13 protein-coding genes and 1 tRNA gene are annotated in these 17,254 nt (G+C 40.5%); 8 read left to right on the top strand and 6 right to left on the bottom strand.

Annotated features, from left to right (window positions below; all coding sequences use genetic code 11):
- The first annotated feature begins 154 nt into the window (after positions 1–154).
- On the top strand, positions 155–2,995 hold the full coding sequence (uvrA, locus tag kam1_RS08530; RefSeq protein WP_172616776.1) for an excinuclease ABC subunit UvrA: 2,841 nt from the start codon (positions 155–157) through the stop codon (positions 2,993–2,995).
- Complete coding sequence (locus tag kam1_RS08525; RefSeq protein WP_143958383.1) at positions 2,992–5,529, top strand: tetratricopeptide repeat protein; 2,538 nt, start codon at positions 2,992–2,994, stop codon at positions 5,527–5,529. Before uvrA ends, kam1_RS08525 begins: the two co-directional genes overlap by 4 nt.
- 113 nt (positions 5,530–5,642) lie before the next feature.
- Here the strand turns inward: kam1_RS08525 and kam1_RS08520 are convergent, their stop codons facing one another.
- Both kam1_RS08520 and kam1_RS08515 read right to left on the bottom strand, forming a co-directional pair.
- Positions 5,643–7,589: an ATP-binding protein gene (locus kam1_RS08520; RefSeq protein ID WP_143958382.1), complete on the bottom strand. Its 1,947-nt coding sequence runs from the start codon at positions 7,587–7,589 to the stop codon at positions 5,643–5,645.
- Positions 7,590–7,992: 403 nt separating this feature from the next.
- Positions 7,993–9,117, bottom strand: coding sequence for a citrate synthase/methylcitrate synthase (locus kam1_RS08515; protein ID WP_039720948.1), 1,125 nt, complete (start codon positions 9,115–9,117; stop codon positions 7,993–7,995).
- 215 nt (positions 9,118–9,332) lie between these two features.
- Here kam1_RS08515 and kam1_RS08510 point away from each other — a divergent pair, with 215 nt between their 5' ends.
- Positions 9,333–10,112 (top strand): polysaccharide deacetylase family protein, encoded by a 780-nt coding sequence (locus kam1_RS08510; protein WP_039720949.1) that lies wholly within the window; start codon positions 9,333–9,335, stop codon positions 10,110–10,112.
- Positions 10,113–10,181: 69 nt separating this feature from the next.
- Positions 10,182–10,254, top strand: a tRNA-Phe gene (locus tag kam1_RS08505).
- 22 nt (positions 10,255–10,276) lie between these two features.
- Here the strand turns inward: kam1_RS08505 and kam1_RS08500 are convergent.
- A complete protein-coding gene (locus kam1_RS08500; protein WP_244946042.1) occupies positions 10,277–10,717 on the bottom strand; it encodes a DUF3455 domain-containing protein in 441 nt (146 codons plus the stop codon).
- A 138-nt stretch (positions 10,718–10,855) separates the two neighbouring features.
- Between kam1_RS08500 and kam1_RS08495 the strand changes: the two genes are divergently transcribed.
- Genes kam1_RS08495 through panB form a run of 3 tightly spaced genes read left to right on the top strand, consistent with a single transcriptional unit; the run spans position 10,856 to position 13,110 of the window.
- On the top strand, positions 10,856–11,815 hold the full coding sequence (locus kam1_RS08495) for a class I SAM-dependent methyltransferase (protein WP_235276882.1): 960 nt from the start codon (positions 10,856–10,858) through the stop codon (positions 11,813–11,815).
- A 52-nt stretch (positions 11,816–11,867) separates the two neighbouring features.
- Positions 11,868–12,371, top strand: coding sequence for a 2-amino-4-hydroxy-6-hydroxymethyldihydropteridine diphosphokinase (folK, locus tag kam1_RS08490; RefSeq protein ID WP_039720952.1), 504 nt, complete (start codon positions 11,868–11,870; stop codon positions 12,369–12,371).
- Positions 12,322–13,110 (top strand): 3-methyl-2-oxobutanoate hydroxymethyltransferase, encoded by a 789-nt coding sequence (gene panB, locus kam1_RS08485; RefSeq protein ID WP_143958381.1) that lies wholly within the window; start codon positions 12,322–12,324, stop codon positions 13,108–13,110. The genes folK and panB overlap by 50 nt, the downstream gene beginning before the upstream one ends.
- Here panB and kam1_RS08480 read toward each other — a convergent pair.
- From kam1_RS08480 to kam1_RS08470, 3 genes are all read right to left on the bottom strand, one after another.
- A complete protein-coding gene (locus kam1_RS08480) occupies positions 13,099–14,145 on the bottom strand; it encodes a hypothetical protein (protein ID WP_039720953.1) in 1,047 nt (348 codons plus the stop codon). The genes panB and kam1_RS08480 overlap by 12 nt on opposite strands.
- 234 nt (positions 14,146–14,379) lie before the next feature.
- Positions 14,380–15,447: a glycosyltransferase family 4 protein gene (locus kam1_RS08475; protein ID WP_244946041.1), complete on the bottom strand. Its 1,068-nt coding sequence runs from the start codon at positions 15,445–15,447 to the stop codon at positions 14,380–14,382.
- Between the two features lie 72 nt (positions 15,448–15,519).
- Positions 15,520–16,461, bottom strand: a complete 942-nt coding sequence (locus tag kam1_RS08470; RefSeq protein ID WP_039720954.1) for a glycosyltransferase family 2 protein — start codon at positions 16,459–16,461, stop codon at positions 15,520–15,522.
- Between kam1_RS08470 and kam1_RS08465 the strand changes: the two genes are divergently transcribed.
- Complete coding sequence (locus kam1_RS08465; RefSeq protein WP_039720955.1) at positions 16,460–17,245, top strand: polysaccharide deacetylase family protein; 786 nt, start codon at positions 16,460–16,462, stop codon at positions 17,243–17,245. The genes kam1_RS08470 and kam1_RS08465 overlap by 2 nt on opposite strands.
- Positions 17,246–17,254: the final 9 nt, after the last annotated feature.

Here is a 17,254-nt window from a genome sequence, read left to right as displayed (position 1 = left end):
AAGTAGATTACTTGAATGGAAAGTTATTAGGGAGGAAAATAGGATCAGATAGCATTAAGAAGGGTTTTCAAGGGGGCTAGCAAGGAATACTTTGGGAATACACAGGCACGACGATTATTTTCCTCGTTTGAGGCTGTACGCTAGGAAGGATATGATGGAGAACTCTTTTATTAGGGTCAAAGGGGCGAAGCAACACAATTTAAAAAACATTTCTTTAAACATTCCTAAAAGCCAGCTGACAGTAATTACGGGAGTTAGTGGCTCAGGAAAATCTTCGCTTGCTTTTGATACTCTTTATGCCGAAGGGCAAAGGAGATATATGGAAAGCCTTTCGGTCTATTCGAGACAGTTTCTTGAGCAGCTCGAAAAACCAGAGGTTGAATTTATAGAAGGCTTGATTCCAGCAGTTGCGGTTGAACAGAAAACTTCGACGGCCTCTGCCCGTTCCACATTGGCCACTTCGACCAATATTTATGAATATTTGAAGTTACTTTTTGCGCATCTTGGTCAGCCCCACCATCCGCTGACTGGGAAAAAACTAAAAAAGTATACCATCGAAGAGATAGTTGCTCGTCTTATGGCATTGCCACAGGGAACAGCGGTCATGCTTTTAGCTCCATTGGTCAATAAAGAAAAAGGCAATTTTATTCCTCTTTTAGAACAGATGCAAAAAGAAGGGTTTTTAAGGGCAAGAATCGATGGGCAACTTCAAGAAATCGAAGAAGTGGTAAGCCTTTCTCCAGATAAAGCTCATTCAATAGAAATTCTGATTGACCGGATACGGATTGAGCCAACTGTAACAAGCCGTCTTTATGATTCTGTGGAATTGGCTTTAAGGATAGGAAGAGGGGTAATATGTGCTGTCTTTCAAGATACCCAAGGCAAATCGATTGAATGGGTCATGAGTAATCTTCATTATGACCCAGAAACAGGTTTTCTTTTTCAGGAACTAAGTCCAAAACACTTTTCGTATAATTCTCCTTTAGGAGCTTGTCCTAAATGTCAGGGGTTAGGTAGCGAGCTTGATTTTGATCCTGCTTTGCTGATTCCTGATCCAACAGTCTCTTTGAAAGATAATCCTTTAGCTCCTTGGGAAAAAATCGGGGGAGGAGTATCTAAAGTTTTCCTTAATGAACTGCTCGAGCAAGCCGCTTTGTTTGGAGAACCTATCGATAGAAGCTGGCAAGACTGTTCAGAGGAATTTAAGCAGACCATTTTGTTTGGCTCCGCGAGTATTTCAACAAAAAAGAAAAGAAAAAATTTTAAACCTTTTGAAGGCGTTATTCCTGCTCTCAAAAGAATGTATGAGGAAAGCAAGTCAGCAATCATTAAGGCTAGGCTTAAAGAATTTATTCTTTCGGTTCCTTGTAAAGCCTGTAATGGGCAAAGACTAAATCCAGAAGCCTTAGCTGTGACTATTGAATTAAAAGGCTGGCCGGCTCTTAACATATCGAAGGTGCTGGATCTTAGCGTATCGGAAGCTTTACGTTGGACCAAGCAACTTTTAGAGTATTACGCTAGCGATAAAGCAGCTCAAGAAATGCTTTCTGGATTAGCAGCTAGGCTCCAAAACCTAGAAGAACTTGGACTTGGGTATCTGACATTGAACAGAGAGATTGCCACTTTGTCTGGAGGAGAATCACAGCGAGTAAGATTGGCCACACAACTTTCAGGGGAATTGACAGGCTTGCTCTATGTGTTGGATGAACCAAGCATTGGTCTTCACCCTAGAGATACAGACCGATTGATTAAGACAATAAAAAGGCTCAAAGACATGGGGAATACCGTCGTGGTTGTAGAACATGATGAGAAGACCATTAGAGAAGCTGATTATATCGTTGAACTTGGGCCTGGGGCTGGTTCGGCTGGCGGTCACATTGTTGCTTGTGGAACTCTAGAGGATATATTGAAATCCAAAGCTTCATTGACAGGAGCCTACTTACGCGGTGATCTTTCTATTCCAATTCCTGAAAAACGAAGAAAACCATCAAGAAAGTTTCTACGGCTCTTTGGCGTCAGAAAGCATAACTTAAAAAACATCGATATTGCGTTTCCTATCGGACTTTTCTGCTGTGTCACAGGGGTAAGTGGGTCAGGTAAAAGCACTCTTGTCAATGATGTCCTTGCCAAAATATTTTTGCGGCGATGCAATGATCCAAAGACTGAATTGGATCTGTGTGATAGAGTGGAAGGATTGTCCTTGATAAAAAAAGCTGTCATTGTCGATCAATCTCCTATTGGCAGATCGTCTCGATCCAATCCAGCAAGTTATTGTGGGGCTTTACCCATCATTAGAGAACTATTTGCAAAACTTCCCAAATCAAAGGTCATGGGCTTTTCCGCTACGAGGTTTAGTTTTAATGTTCCTGGAGGCCGGTGTGAACGGTGTAGAGGAGAGGGGCTTATAGAAGTGGAAATGGCATTCCTTCCTCCAATTTTTGTGGTTTGTGAAGCATGTCAAGGCAAACGATTCAACCGGGAAACACTGGAAATCACTTACCGGGGGAAGAATATTGCGGATATCTTGGATATGACAATAGAAGAAGGCTGCGATTTTTTTAAAAATATCCCTCCTCTGTTCGAAAAACTCGAAATGTTGTCAAAAGTGGGTCTTGGCTATTTAAAACTTGGACAACCCGCTATCACTCTTTCGGGAGGCGAAGCACAGAGACTGAAACTAGCTGTGGAATTGTCAAAAAAGACGGAAGGCAGAACCCTTTATATTCTTGATGAGCCAACCACAGGTCTCCATTTTGCTGATATTGATTTGCTTCTTAAACTGCTTCATAATCTAGTGGAGCTGGGCAATACGGTGATTGTGATCGAACATAATCTTGATGTTATTAAGTCAGCAGATTATGTTATAGACTTGGGACCGGAGGGAGGAGAGAGGGGGGGAGAAGTCGTTGCAACTGGTAGCCCAGAAGAAGTGGCCAGAGAAACCACAAGCTGGACTGGGAGATACCTACGAGCTTTATTAGAGCGGCAGAGATGATTAAGCGCCTTTTGTTCTTTTTTTTTCTTTTTCTGATTACTTACTGCGCTAACTCTTGGAACAGTTTTGCGCTGAGTCTTGAAAAACATCTTTATGATAAGATCAATGAATCGATGGATGATAGCCTGCTTAGTCGAGTGGTCGAATTATCAAAAGAATTTGAAAAGAGTTATCCTCAATCCTCTGATCTTTCTACTGTTTATCTCAAGCATGCAGAAGCCTTGTATTTCTTAGCCAAATACGAGGACCTAATTACGCTTTTATCGCAAAAAGGACTACCGCCATTTTCCGTTGAAGATTCTGGGAAAATCGCTTTTTGGAAGGCCGAAGCTTTCCGAGCTATGGAAAAATGGACAGATGCGATTCGAGAATACGAGATGGCTGAAAAATATCTTCTTGATACTGCACTACTTGAAAAGGTTTGGATTAGAAAAGGCTTTTCTTTATGGCAAGATGGCAGAACAAAGGAAGCCCAAGAAACGATCAGTAAAGTCTTACATTCTAAAAATGCGGCTAGTTGTGCTGAAGCCTTGTTAATCTTTGGAAAGATTGCGTTAAGTAATGGCAATCAAAATGAAGCCAAAGAGTATTTTCATTCGGTTATAGCCAAAAGTCCTAATTCGGAAAGTGGTATTGAAGCTAAGTATTGGATAGGAAAGCTACTGGAACAAAACCATCCGCAAGAGGCTGTCTCCTATTTTCAGTCTGTTGTGGATCAAGCGGGTTTTTCTAGAGATATTAACGTTCTTGGTTTCCTGGAACTTGGAAAAACTTATCTAGCTTTAGAAGAAACGGGAAAAGCGATGCAGGCTTTTGAAAAAGGACTTAGTTTATGTAGAAAAGAAGACTTACAGCTTCTTTTTGTAAAATACTATTTGGATGCAGCTATCGCTTTGAGCCGGCTCAACGAGGCTAGACAGAAGCTTTTTTCTATGTTCCCACTCGAAAAAGACTCAAGGATTGGAGCCTGGGTAAGATTTATTGAAGCTGAAGAGGAAGCAAAAAACGATCAATATGATTTTGCATTGCTTCTTTTAGAAAAGCTTTTGGATAATCAATCCTTGTTAGGGACTGATAAGCAGGTGGAATATACCCTAGCCAGAATATATTATGAGATGGGTTCCAAGGAACCTGCTACAAAATACTTTTTTAAAGCACTCGCCTCGACCGATGCGCATGTAAGCGAACATGCATTGTTTTATCTGGGGCTAATTGACTATGATAAGTCCAAGTTTGAAGATAGCGCTGATAAATTTGCGCAAGCTTTTCAAAAGCAGGGGGAACTAGAAGAAGAGGCCCTTTATAATGTCCTACTTTCGAGGGCTCGGATGCATAATGTTGATGATTTTCTCAAAGCAAAAGAAGCTTTTTTGTTGAAATATCCTACAAGTAACTTCCGTTTAGAAATCTATCTTACCGAAGCTAATCTTTGGGAAGAACTCAATCAATTTGACAATGCTATTGGCATACTCGAAAAAGCGCTATCGGATCCTTTAATAAAAAAAGGGAAAGCCATTTTGCTTTTAAACCTCGGAAAACTCTTTTTAAAACAGACAAAATATGCTGAGGCTACCGAAGAATTTATGAGGCTTTGTAATGACTACCCAACCGACAAATTTGTTCCTGAGGCATTATATCTGGCTGTTTTTTCTGATTATCTTGCTGGTCATATAGGGGTGCATGCTGCCAGAGAAAGGATGGTAGAAATTTTAAGAAAGTATCCTTCCGATCCTATTGCCCCGAAAGCTTTGTTTTCGGCTGCTGAGTATGCCTATGATGAAGCGGATTTTTATGGGGCACGATGGCTTTTTGAAGAAGTGCCTAAAGACTATCCCAACAGTGAACTAGGAGATCAAGCTTATTATTGGGCATCAAAAGCAGCGATCGAGTGCAAAGATCTCTCTGGGGCCGTGCTGCTTTTGGAGAAAATTCCAGAAAATTCCCCTATAAAATCCGAAGCTAGATTATTACAGGGCAAGATTTATTTTGATCAGAGCCAATACCCAGCCGCCGTTTCGCTTTTTGATGGGGTTTTGGATAAAGAGCCCACAGGAAAACTGCACGTGATTGCGCTCTTAAGAAAAGCTGATTGCTTTTTTGCCATGGCGGCTAAGGAAAAAAAATATTACCAGGAAGCCTCTTCTCTTTATTCCAATGTCATAAAAGACCCATCAGCTGATATTGAGGAAAAAGACGAGGCTGCTTTCAAATTTGCAGTTTGCCTTCAAAAACTAGGAAGAATTGAGGATGCACTGGCTTCCTTTTTAGATGTTCTCAATGGAAGGACAGATCATATAAAATTTGAAGCTGACCGAGAGAATCCACAAGCACTGCAACCGACGCTTTTCCCTGAGTTTTATTGGAGAATTAAAGCTGGAGTAGAAGCAGCGTTAATAAAGGAAGAACAGAAAGATTGGATGGGAGCCCTTACTATTTACCGAAAGCTAGAATCCCTTGGTGGGCCTACCCAACAGGAATTTCATGAAACCCTGAACAGGCTTAAAAAAGAGCACTTTTTAACAGAAGGCTTCTAAAAGCTTGGCTCCATAACAGAATTTCTTATTCTTTATTAACAATAAGTGTATCAATAAGACGGAGTGGGCTATTGGAACCGAATAGCTATTGGAAAGAATGCATTTTTTTTCGGTCAATGTATCCAAAGGAAATGTGGAAGACCAGAAAGGGAAGGAACGACAAGGATTTCTGGGGAAAAACCTGCGGCACGCAGAATATCTTTTCTAGTTAGTTTTAAGGGTAAACTCTCCTGTAGAGAGGAAAAGCCAACGGATTTTTTGTCTCTTACCGTATCGCGAACAATTTCGTAGACGGTTTGTTGGAGGTCTTCTTCATAGGATGGCTTAAGCTGAGGATCCTGTTTGGAAATCAAATAGCGGGCTAAAGTTTCAATTTGTTCTTTTATGCCTGACTGTTCGAAAAGAGTGTCTCGGTAGGCAGTAATGTAAAGAAGATAAAGAGCAGAGATTTCAGTAAACTTTTCGAAATCAACTAGTTGAAATTGAACAGGTAGATCTTTTGCTTCTTTAAGCTTTGAATGGAAAGTAGGAGAGATAGTGGGAGGCAGAAAACAAATTAGAGAAAGGTTAGAATCTATCTTTTTTTTATTTAGTTCCGATAGGAATGTTTCAGTCAAAAAAGAAGAAAAAGGCTTAAGACTAAGCCAGTAAAGATGTGAGTCGACAGTCCAACAGAGATCAAAATAGGGTTGTTCTAGAATGACAACTGTTATCCAGGAGATGGTTCTGGCTGCAGTTGTCAAAAACCAGCTCATAGGTGCTTGGAAAGGGAGCAGTCGTGGATTTAATTCTATAGCGAGTTTAGCTTCGAGCAGAACTGTTTCGAAATAAGGCATTGTAGAGATTTGTGGATTTCTTAATTGAGGTAAAATTGTGTTGTATCCGAATTCAAAGAATGCAGGAAAGGCTGTTGGCCCTTCGTAGTACCGACATAGCTGTTCTAGGGCCATTTTTTTCTCCTTTTTTAACCCTTTTATCATGGCCAATCTTGAGCCTCCCACTGCCACCATTTCCTCTTTGGTCGGAACCTCCATGCGGATTGTAAGTAAGTGAGGATAAATTTGACTGCTTGTTTGGAGAGCCTGTAGAAGAGGTTCATTCCCAACGATTAATAGGAATCTGTTGGGAAAGGAAAAAAGGTCTGAAAGAAAGCAAAAAAATCTATCGAGCAAAGATTCGCTATGGAGGATATGATCCCAATGATCGAAAACAAGCAGAAAGGGGCGGACCCTTGACGAAAGGTGGAATAGATCTTTAATCTTTAATTTTGCCTCTTCTTCTTTGTCTATTTTTAAAGGTTTATAAGGGATATCAAAAAAGGAAGGTTCGGGACTTACGAATGGTTCCCCCAAAAACCAATTTTTACACATTTCCGTTATTCGCTTGTCTTGTCCGAGGACTGAAAACCCATAGATGACTTTGATCCAATCTCTTGGGTCGTTAGCAAAAGCTCCCCATCCGGTCAGTACTTTTTCCAGAAGGGGAAGGACAAAATGGAAGTCTCTTTTCAGCCATTCCACCCATTCTGGAACGACTTCTTCGGGGAGAAGCGAGGTCGGATTTTTTTTTAAAAAAACAAGAGCAGAACGAATTTTCCTGTGTAAGCTTTTATTTTTTTGGGCGGCTTCATTTACTAATTCAAGAAGAATGCCATAGGCCAGAACATCGCGTTGATTTGCTTGGCCGGGCCAGCATCCTGTCGAGCCAGATTTTTCAGGGAAAAGTAGCTCATTGTAAATACAATGCCGAAGGTATTGAAAAAAACCCGATTGAGAGAAAAGGGGAGGCAGCGAAACAAGAAAAAAATTTGGCGAAAAATACTGGAATAATCTTCCTACTAGATGGCTTTTCCCAACCCCATTAGAAGTGGAATAGAAAACGATGATTTTTTTCTCTACCTCTCTCTTTTGGCTGGAGAACAGGTTAACGATTTGAGTAAAACTCTCTTTCCCAATCCCTTTTACTGTTGGGGATATTTTTCTTGGATCGTAACTGTGCGATCCAAAAAATATATTCCAATCAAGATTGTTTTCTTTTTTGCTATTAAATAAACCGATCATTTTTCATTTATCTAAGCATGAGAGGCTTTTTTCTGGTTATTTTGCAGAAGAAAGAAAGGAGTAGCTAGTTTTTATAAAATTACTCCGCTAGAAAGAAGACTGACAACAGAGACCTTTCTTTTCATAACCCACTGCATCCCACTCAGAACATCCGTTGGTTATAGGCCAGTCTCTTGACTATCTTTTAGTCTGAGCGAATAGGGATAAGACCAAGAGGCATCTTTCTTTTCTTAACATAAATTATCAGCCTTATTTTCTAGTTGCCACGGAATCCCTTCAAGGCGTCAAACTTTAGGCACCTATCAAAGAGGTCGCCTCGCATACACTTTTATCCTTAGGTAGGCGAACATTAAACTTACATCTTTTATTTCTTTTGAAAACTTGAACTATTCACTCTCAAGATTCAATTTCTTTCTTCAATGGGTATAAATGGCTTGGGAAGAGGACCGACATATTCGGCAATGGGTCGAATCAGCCGGTTATTAGCCCTTTGTTCAAAAATATGGGCGCACCATCCAGAAGTTCTAGAAATCACAAAAAGAGGAGTAAAAAGAAAAGTGGGGATTCCAAGAAAATGATAAGTAAGAGCACTGTAGAAATCTACATTAGGATACAGATGCTTTTCCCTGAACATGACTTCTTCAATTCTTTCTGCAATGGAAAAGAGGTTTTTCTTTGAGGGCTCATCGGCAAGCTTTTTAGCCCATTCTTTTATAATATCCGACCGAGGATCACCGTATTTATAGACTCGATGTCCAAAGCCCATGATTTTCTCTTTTTTGCTGAGCATGGATTTTATGCCGGCCTCGGCCTCATCCACTGATTTAAACTGGCTGATTTGTTCCATAGCTGCTTCATCGGCTCCTCCATGCAACGGGCCTCTTAAAGCACAGATTCCTCCAGTAATAGCAGAATAAAAATCGGAAAGAGTCGAAGTAATAACTCTACAGGTAAAAGTCGACGCATTGAATTCATGCTCGGCATGCAGGATGAGGGCGACATCCAGGGCGCGTATTTGAGAGGGGCTAGCAGGATGGCCATATAAAAGGTGTAAAATGTGAGCGGCTATTGTTTTTTCGCTTTCTGATGAAGTTTCAATCGATCCTTTGCCCATATGATATTGATACCAGAAAAGTAGCATGGAAGGCATGATTGCCAGTAGCCTTTTGGCAATACTCAGCTGCAGGCTGCTGCTCTTTTCAGGTTCAAGGGTTCCAAGCATTGAACAGCCCGTCCGTAACACATCCATGGGATTAGAGTCTTTGGGGATGAGTTTTAAAACGGTTTGAAGTTCAGGAGGAAGGGAGCGCAAGGACATTAGCTGATCAATGAATTCATTAAGTTGTGTTAAGGTGGGTAATTCTCCATGGAGTAAGAGAAAGACGACTTCTTCGAAGGTTGCCTTTTTTGCTAAATCATGAATAGAATATCCTCTATAAGTCAAATCCAGTCCTTCTTTTCCTACGGTGCTTATAGAAGTTTTTCCTGCTACGATTCCTTCTAGTCCTGCTTTCGTTGCTTCAGTCATAAATTTGGTCCTTTCTAATAAGTTTTTTTCTTTAAATAAATGTATTGTTCTGTCTCATTGTTGATGAAAGGATGAATTTTTTAAGTATAAAACAATTATGTATAAAACAAATGTAATGAGAATATTGTTTTTATTAATATAAAGTTTTCTTATTTCAAAGATAAAAGAATAAGTTGATGTTGTTTTTTAAAAATGCTAAATAAAAGGCTTTGTCAATGAATAGAAGATTTTTTTTCAAGAAAGTTTTCTTCACACTCTTTGGTTTTAGTATTGGCTATTCTCTTAGAGATGTATTTCCTCTGCAAAAGCCAACTATTAACTATAATGCGACTCCTACAGCTCCAGGCTCTTCTAAAAACCCATTAGATATTGAAGTCCCCTTTGTTCATAGCGGTCCTGGCTTTGGGAGAAGAATTGCAATAACTTTTGATGATGGACCCGTTCCACATACGACTGAAATGGTTTTGCGCGCTTTAGAAAGCAGGAAAATCCCTGCAACTTTTTTCATGCTTGGAGAGCACGTGAAGGCCTATCCTTCTTTAGCCAGAGAAGTGCTTGCAGCAGGACATGAGATTGGCAATCATACATTCAATCATCCCCAACTTTCTAAGCTGTCCGATGCTCAAGTAGAAGATCAGATCCGCGTTACCCAAGACTTAATTGTGGAAGCTACAGGCACTCGTCCGGTATGGCTGAGACCTCCTTATGGAGCATTCCGACGCTCTCAAGCTCATATAGCCTATAAATTCAAGCTAGGGGTGGCCCTATGGAATGTGGATACAAGAGATTGGACGAAGCCAGGGGTACAAAAAGTAATGCAGATTATAGAGAAGGAAACGAGGCCTGGTTCAATCATTCTTTTGCACGATATTCATAAAGAAACCGCACAAATGACAGGACAAATACTCGATTATCTTCTGGAAAAAGAATATGAGTTTTCGACCATTTCTGGATTTATTGGCAATCCCTATGCGCCAGCTCGAGTTCCTTCCTGAAAATATCCTTTGGAGTTGACTTTGACTGCTTTTCCTTTTTTAATCATATAACTGTTTTTTTTTCTGTTTGGCTGGGTAGCTCAGTCGGTAGAGCAGCGGACTGAAAATCCGTGTGTCGGCGGTTCGATTCCGCCCCCAGCCACAGGGTTAGTGAGATTTTTTTTTCAAAAAGATTGGGTCGACCTTGCTAAAAAAAGATAAGTGGCTCGGTAGGATATTTTCGAACATTGATTTTCTTTAGCAGGTGCTTTTTTAGGTGGGAGACCTCCTAGGGTAGCAACCCGAATGACATATTGGACATTACTTAAAAGACCTTTGCCTTCGTGATTTTTAACTTTTAGAAGCAACCAGGGAACAGCTGTCTTTTGTTCTACTTTCGCTAGGGGAGGAAGCAGAGCGGTTATTTTACTCCCATCGTTGAGCTCCCAACTTGGCCCAGCATAATGCTTGCCTATTTGTTTTCCTGATTTATCAAATAGTAAGGCTTGTGGAGCTGTCAATTTCCATTCGAAGCTGTTTTTTTTCCCAATTTGGGGCTGACTGGAATAGATCTGAACCCCTTTTGCCTCGGCTACCAAAACAATCATCGTATGGGATGGAAGCACAAGCCCAGAGTTTTTTTGTCCGAATAAAAGGGAAAATTGGAAGAAAAAGAAAAAAGTTGTTAATAAAAAATTCTTCATATTGAGTTATCTCGTTCCTTTTTAGCAAAGAGGTTTTAATCTATTCAATAAAAAATGCCAATGATGCTCCCTAATATTACGAAATGCAGGATTTGTGGCTGTGAGGCTAGTCATCCTGTGTATATCGCTCAAGAAACCATTATGGGGAGTTTTGAGCGCTTTGTTTATTTCAAATGTTTAGAGTGTGGCTGTTTGCAGATCGATCCTATTCCTACAGATTTGGCAAGACATTACACGGCTAACTATCAGTCCAAAATTTTAGAATTTGGAACGATGGCAAAAAAAAGCCTTTTTAAAAAATATTTAGCTTGGTTCCTTTTGTTTACGGGAAATAAAAAAGAAAGCTCTCTAGGGGTTATAAGAAAATTATTTCCTGGCTTTCTCTGGCAATTTAAAGAACTAGGCATCCATCCACACTCAAAAATTCTTGATTATGGTTGTGGAAGGGCTCAATTTCTCTTAAGGCTGTATAGTTGGGGATTTGAAAATCTTTATGGCTTAGATCCTTATTGGCAAGGTCCAGAAATTGAGACAAAAGAAATAGTCATAAAAAAGGGGGATTATTCTCAGCTAAGGGACCAATTTGATCTAATCGTTTTAAATCATGTGATAGAGCATTTAGAAGAGCCTCTTATTGTTTTGAAAATTTTGAGAGATCATCTCAAGGAAAATGGGGTAATCTTGGTGAATACTCCGCTTGTGGATAGTTACGGATGGAGAAAGTTTGGAAATGCTTGGGCGATGTGGGATCCGCCTCGACACCTTCATATATTTAGCGTCAAATCGATGGCATTGGCTGCTAAAAAATGTGGATTAAAAGTTGAAAAAGTTAAATACGATTCTGGTAAAAATCTTTGGACGACTTCCCAACTCTTTTCAATGAATCCTGAATCGCATTCTGGCTTGGCTATTTCCCAAAAAGAATTGACAAAACGACAAAAGCCTATGAACAAATTTTTAAGGATGATGGAAGCGATAGGGGATAGTGATATGGCTTCTTTTTATTTAAGAATCAGCTGAAGAGACTTGCCGTTATGTTACAGTACCGATTAAAAACCGGTTATTTTTTTCTATGAAAGTAGGCATAGGAGTGGGGACCAATCAGGGGAAAAGAGAAGAGCAAATCAGGGAAGCTTTAGCCTTTTTAAAAGGATTAACCGAAGGAGAACATTTTCTTTGCTCTTCTATTTGGGAAACCGAGCCAGTAGATTGTCCCATAGGCTCACAATGTTTTCTGAATTGTGTTGTAGAAATTGAGACCTCTCTCTCTTCCCGAAACTTATTGCAGTGTCTTCAAGATTTCGAACTTTCTCAAGGAAGATTGCCTCTCTCCCTACGAGAAAAGAATGGGCCTCGACCGATCGATTTGGATATTTTATATTATGGTTCTAACATTATCGTTGAACCTGATCTTCTCATTCCTCATCCGCGCATTAGTCAAAGGCGTTTTGTTCTAGGGCCTCTTGCCGAAATTCGACCAGAACTCATCCTACCAGGATACGCCAAAACCATAAAAAGCCTTCTTCATGAACTCGATAAAAATAACAACAGATTGGATAAGACACCGGAAAAATAGCGGGGAAAAGATTGCGGCATTGACTGTTGTCGATTATCCGACAGCGAAAATTCTTGACGAAGCAGGTCTGCCACTCCTGTTAGTAGGGGATTCTCTTGGAATGGTAGTATTGGGTTATGAAGATACGACAAAAGTCAGCTTGGAGGATATGCTTCATCATGTTCGAGCGGTTGCTCGCGCAAAAGTCAAAGCGTTAGTTGTTGCCGATATGCCTTATGGTTGGAATCGTGATCCTCATCAGGCCCTTTATTGTGCTCAAAAACTCTGTGATGCGGGAGCAGAAGCAGTAAAAGTTGAAGGTGGAACGGAAATTGCCGCTACCGTAGAAATGCTTCTTGCCAAAGGCATTCAGGTGATGGGACATATTGGGTTAATGCCTCAATTCTTGGGAGAGACTCCAAGGTATAGGAAGCAGGGATTAAGTGAAGAGGAAAAAAAGAAGATTAGTGAGGATGCGCTTTTTTTAAGCAGGGCAGGTGTTTTTGCTATTGTGCTTGAGGCTGTAGAAGATCAGCTGGCAGAAGAAATTACCAAAAGAGTGGAGGTCCCAACAATTGGGATTGGCTCAGGCAAATGTTGCGATGGACAGATCCTTGTTTTCCATGATCTTATGGGACTTTTCCCATGGTTTCGGCCAAAATTCGTTCAACCAAAATTAAATTTGGCTTTGCTTATTAAAGAAGCAGCAATGGCTTATAAGAAAGAGGTTCAAGAAGCCCTCCCTAAATCATTTAGATGAAAATTCAGATAGAAAAGCTTGATCTGCGTTTTTTGTACCCTGCAATAAGGCAAGTCCATAGGCCATTCGATTGACATCTTCTAATAACCCACCAATTGGAACGGCCAGCATATGCGCCTTCCAAACCAAAGTCTTCATCTTGCCTTTTGACTCCAAAGGCCACATTTCTACTATTTCCATGCCGTTGTAGTAGATGGCACTCACATAAAATTCGAGGTTGATCTGTTGCCAGCTTTCTTGGGTTTTGAACCCGTAACTGGACCCAAGGGTGAGGGTGCCCATGCCGTTAGCATCGAAAAAATTGCAGTAATAGTTTTGGGGAGGTTGTTGACTGGTCCAATTGCTGAGCAGGGAATCAAGAAGAGCTTGGTAACGGGCGTAAATTTTGGGGCTTGCCTTCGTCATTTTGTCAATTTCTTCTATGGGTTTTACAGGACTATTCCCGTTTTCATAGGGTGGAAGGTTGAGGAGTCCAGATTTTGAATAATTAAGTAGTCTGGACTGTAAATCGTTCACAAAAAAAGTATGGAGGGCTTGTGCAGAATGTTCATCAATTTTCCCCTTAAAGTTAGAAAGATCTGCTTGGAGTTGTTTGATTTCTTCTGTACTTAGGTTCAGGGAGCTTCGGCCTGGTTTCACTCTGAATGCTTCCTGAAGCAGTTTTTTTATTGGAGTTTTCTTGATATCGAATGGTAAGGCATTAAATGGAAAAGCATCGGCCGTGGCATGCTCCAAATGACTAAAGACTTTAAGCGATGGGAATTTGCTTGGATCCCAGTGTAAAAAAGCATTGGAAACAGCCTGTGGATCAGCTGGCACTATGAAACAAGTTTCAATTAGTATCACATGGCCTTTGCTGTTTTTATCATCAAAGTTTCCTAGAATTGTTCCTTCAGATAGACTGGCCTCTGAAATATTGGGAATAGAACTGAAAGAAGCCACTTCCTGGAAGGGGGAAGAAAAAAGGAAGGCTGGCCTAAATAGTATCCAGAACAAAAGAAGCCAAAAACTTAGTTGCTTGTGAAAATTATTCATTTAAAAAAATTTTTTATAGCTTAATAATTAGCAACAAATTACATTACTTTCTGTGTAGGGGGCTACAGGAGCGAATAAACTGATAGTTCTTTTTACTCAATGAGCAAACCTTCATACAGTACTTTCTATCAAGTTTTTTCATCTAATCCAAGTAGAATGGAAGACTTTTGTGCCTTAGAATTTTAAATCAATCATATTCTGCTTCTTCCTTTTATTCAGAAGAAAAGTTAACTCCTATAGCGTATCATATAGCTTTAACATGTTTTTTGCCATAATGTTGTAGGCATAAGAAGAGGCAATTTTTTTATGATAATCCCAGCGTTTTTCTTCTGGAAGTGGCGGCCAATTTCCGATATCAACCATTGCTTGAGATAATGCTTGTATGGACCATGGAGGGATTAGCCTGCCAAACTGACAGGCCTCAAAAGCTTCAGGGATGCCGTCTAAAAAAGAGGCAATGACTGGCTTGCCGCAGGCAAATGCTTCTAAGATAACTAAGCCAAAAGCTTCAGTGGCGATGGCTGGATGAACCAAACAGTCGAGTGCATTGATCCAGTTTTCTATTTCTGAGTTATGAGGGATGAGAAAGAAGTGGTTTTGCAAAAAATAACTTTTTATTTTTTCTTCAAGCAACTGTTGCATGTTCCCTCTTCCAATTAGGAGGAATCGGCTCTTTGGAAGCAGTTTTCGAACTTGGTTTGCTGCTTCGATAAATTCCACCTGACCTTTTCCCACTGGAAAATCATAACTGCCAATCATTCCGAAAAGAAAATGTTCGTCACCAATCCCTAATTGATTCCTTAACTGGGTTGCTTTTTTGGGGTAGAATCGTTGGGTGTCAATGCCCCCATAGACGACTTTAATTTTTCTGTGGTCCCCCAAAAGCGGATCTCTTTGGTGCCGTTCTTTTATTGGACATCGTGGATCGTAATCTCCCTGGGTGAGAACTTTTTTCGTAAATTGAGAGACTGCAACCAAACAGTCGCAAAACTCTAAAAGATAATGTTTGCTGATCCAAGAACCAGGGCTTTTAGCCATATGACGCGAGAGCACAATTTTGGGTTTGGTTGCGGCCAAAGAACCAGCGACAATGGTTGGCCAATAATCTCTGCCATGATGCGCATGCAAAATGGAAATTTCTCGACTCTTAATTATTTTCCCTAACTGGAAAATCCCAGAAAGATTTTTTTCCCAACGGACCGTTTCGATCCCATAGTCTTCTAATAAAGAGGAAAGTTCTGCGTTTTGTGGACAAGCAACGAGGACAGGAATCTCTAATTCTTTGAGACCCTTTGCAAGCAATAGGCATTGATTGTCTGTTCCTCCCCCTTCAGCAGGGAATTGATCAATAGCACTTTCAGCTTGTTTTGCATTTTAACTCTTAGATAGCCCCATGTTCTCAGGCATTCCTTTGAGATGCCAAAGGGCGATTTTATAGCTAATCCTTAAGCGTTCGGAATTACGCCTGCCTAAAGTTAGAAGATACAGGAGGCTTTCAAAAAGCAAAGAAAAGCTAAGCCGTAACAACAAACCGATTTTTAAGAGGAGAAATTCGGGGTAGGAATGGTGGATTTCAAAGTACCTATATCGAGATTTCCAATACTCGATTCGAGCTTCGGCAAGAACCGTTTTAGCTGTTTTCCCTTGCCCATGCCACACTTTGACTTGTGGCAAATGATACACTTGATAGCCCTTTTGTATGACTCTAAAGCAAAAATCAGTTTCTTCAAAAAAGAAAAAAAACCGTTCGTCTAATCCTCCCAATTCATCCCAAATTTTCTTTCGAACGAGGAAAAAGGCACCAATAACGGATTCAACGGCTTGGGGGTTTTTAGGTTTATTTTCTTTACCTGGGAATTTTTTCGGGAACAGCTTTCGAAGCAACGACTTATTCCCTAACTCAGTTAAAAGAGTAGGAAAATTGGCGATGGAATTTTGAAGGGTCCCATCTTCATTAAGGAGTTGTGCCCCGCACACAGCACACTCTGTGTGTGTTTCCATCCAGCTAATAGCTTGTCTGATGGAGTCAGCTTCTAACCTGGCATCAGAATTAAGCAATAAAAGATAGTCGCCTTGAGCATATGTGGCTGCAGCGTTGACTGCTTTGGCAAACCCCAGGTTCGTTTCGGAACGAAGATAAAGGACCCAAGGAAAAAATTTTTTTATCATTTCTTCTGTCCCATCTTTTGACCCGTTGTCGAAGACGATGACTAGCTTGGGAAGAGAGTCTTGGCTTTTTTCAATAGAAAGGAGAGCTTCATGAAGCAACAGTTGGGTATTGCAACTAACTATAATTATCGATAAATTCGCATTCATGGCTGGCTTACCTAAAATCTCTTCCAAACTCGATGACTCCTTTACCCATCTGTCTCATTACCGAAGAGTTTATGGAGATAAGACCCCCATACTCATGTACCATCATATTGGAAAAAGTCCAAAAGAATCAAAATTCCCTTCATTGTGGGTTTCCAATTTGCTCTTTGAAAGACAATTAGGAGAATTCTGGTCAATGGAATGGCCATCCATAACGCTTGGAGAATTTGTCGCAGCAAGTTGTTCGGTTTGTCGTGGGGTTATTATCAGTTTTGATGATGCGTATCAATCTGTTTTTACTCGAGCCTTGCCGCTTTTAAATCGCTTTCGCATGCGAGCCATTCTGTTTGTGGTTGCTGGATATATTGGGAAAACGAACGAATGGGATAGGCCTTTAGGAGAGCCAGCACATAAGCTAATGACTAAAGAAGAGATTAAGGAGTGGATTGCTTCTGGTCAGGAAATTGGTAGTCATACTTTTTCGCATCCGCATTTGCCTCTTCTTTCTAGTAAAGAGCTGAAAAAGGAAATCGAGGATTCAAAAAAGTATCTGGAGGATACTTTCTCCGTACCGATCCGCCATTTTTCTTTTCCTTATGGGCAATACACGAAACAATGCCTGGAGATAGTGGAGCAAGCTGGATATGAATCTGCTTGTCAAATTGGAGAAGGAGTGAATTTGCCAGGAGAAAATCCTTTTGCTCTTAAAAGACTGACTGCCCGTAGGCCCAAAAGGAACTTAAGAACTTTCTTGCATATGCTCTTGCCTTTTAGACATACCGCCTGATTGCTCTCA

It is taken from the genome of Methylacidiphilum kamchatkense Kam1 (assembly GCF_007475525.1).
Taxonomy (GTDB): domain Bacteria; phylum Verrucomicrobiota; class Verrucomicrobiia; order Methylacidiphilales; family Methylacidiphilaceae; genus Methylacidiphilum; species Methylacidiphilum kamchatkense.
Note: the sequence above shows the minus strand (reverse complement) of the source record. Positions and strands in the feature narration are given on the sequence as shown.

Bases quoted from the DNA above. Each gene is read 5' to 3' on its own strand.
- uvrA (WP_172616776.1), top strand. From the start codon at position 155: ATGGAGAACTCTTTTATTAGGGTCAAAGGGGCGAAGCAACACAATTTA.
- kam1_RS08480 (WP_039720953.1), bottom strand. From the start codon at position 14,145: ATGAATAATTTTCACAAGCAACTAAGTTTTTGGCTTCTTTTGTTCTGG.
- kam1_RS08510 (WP_039720949.1), top strand. From the start codon at position 9,333: ATGAATAGAAGATTTTTTTTCAAGAAAGTTTTCTTCACACTCTTTGGT.
- kam1_RS08465 (WP_039720955.1), top strand. From the start codon at position 16,460: ATGGCTGGCTTACCTAAAATCTCTTCCAAACTCGATGACTCCTTTACC.
- kam1_RS08520 (WP_143958382.1), bottom strand. From the start codon at position 7,589: ATGATCGGTTTATTTAATAGCAAAAAAGAAAACAATCTTGATTGGAAT.
- kam1_RS08470 (WP_039720954.1), bottom strand. From the start codon at position 16,461: ATGAATGCGAATTTATCGATAATTATAGTTAGTTGCAATACCCAACTG.
- kam1_RS08525 (WP_143958383.1), top strand. From the start codon at position 2,992: ATGATTAAGCGCCTTTTGTTCTTTTTTTTTCTTTTTCTGATTACTTAC.
- panB (WP_143958381.1), top strand. From the start codon at position 12,322: ATGAACTCGATAAAAATAACAACAGATTGGATAAGACACCGGAAAAAT.
- kam1_RS08495 (WP_235276882.1), top strand. From the start codon at position 10,856: ATGATGCTCCCTAATATTACGAAATGCAGGATTTGTGGCTGTGAGGCT.
- folK (WP_039720952.1), top strand. From the start codon at position 11,868: ATGAAAGTAGGCATAGGAGTGGGGACCAATCAGGGGAAAAGAGAAGAG.
- kam1_RS08515 (WP_039720948.1), bottom strand. From the start codon at position 9,117: ATGACTGAAGCAACGAAAGCAGGACTAGAAGGAATCGTAGCAGGAAAA.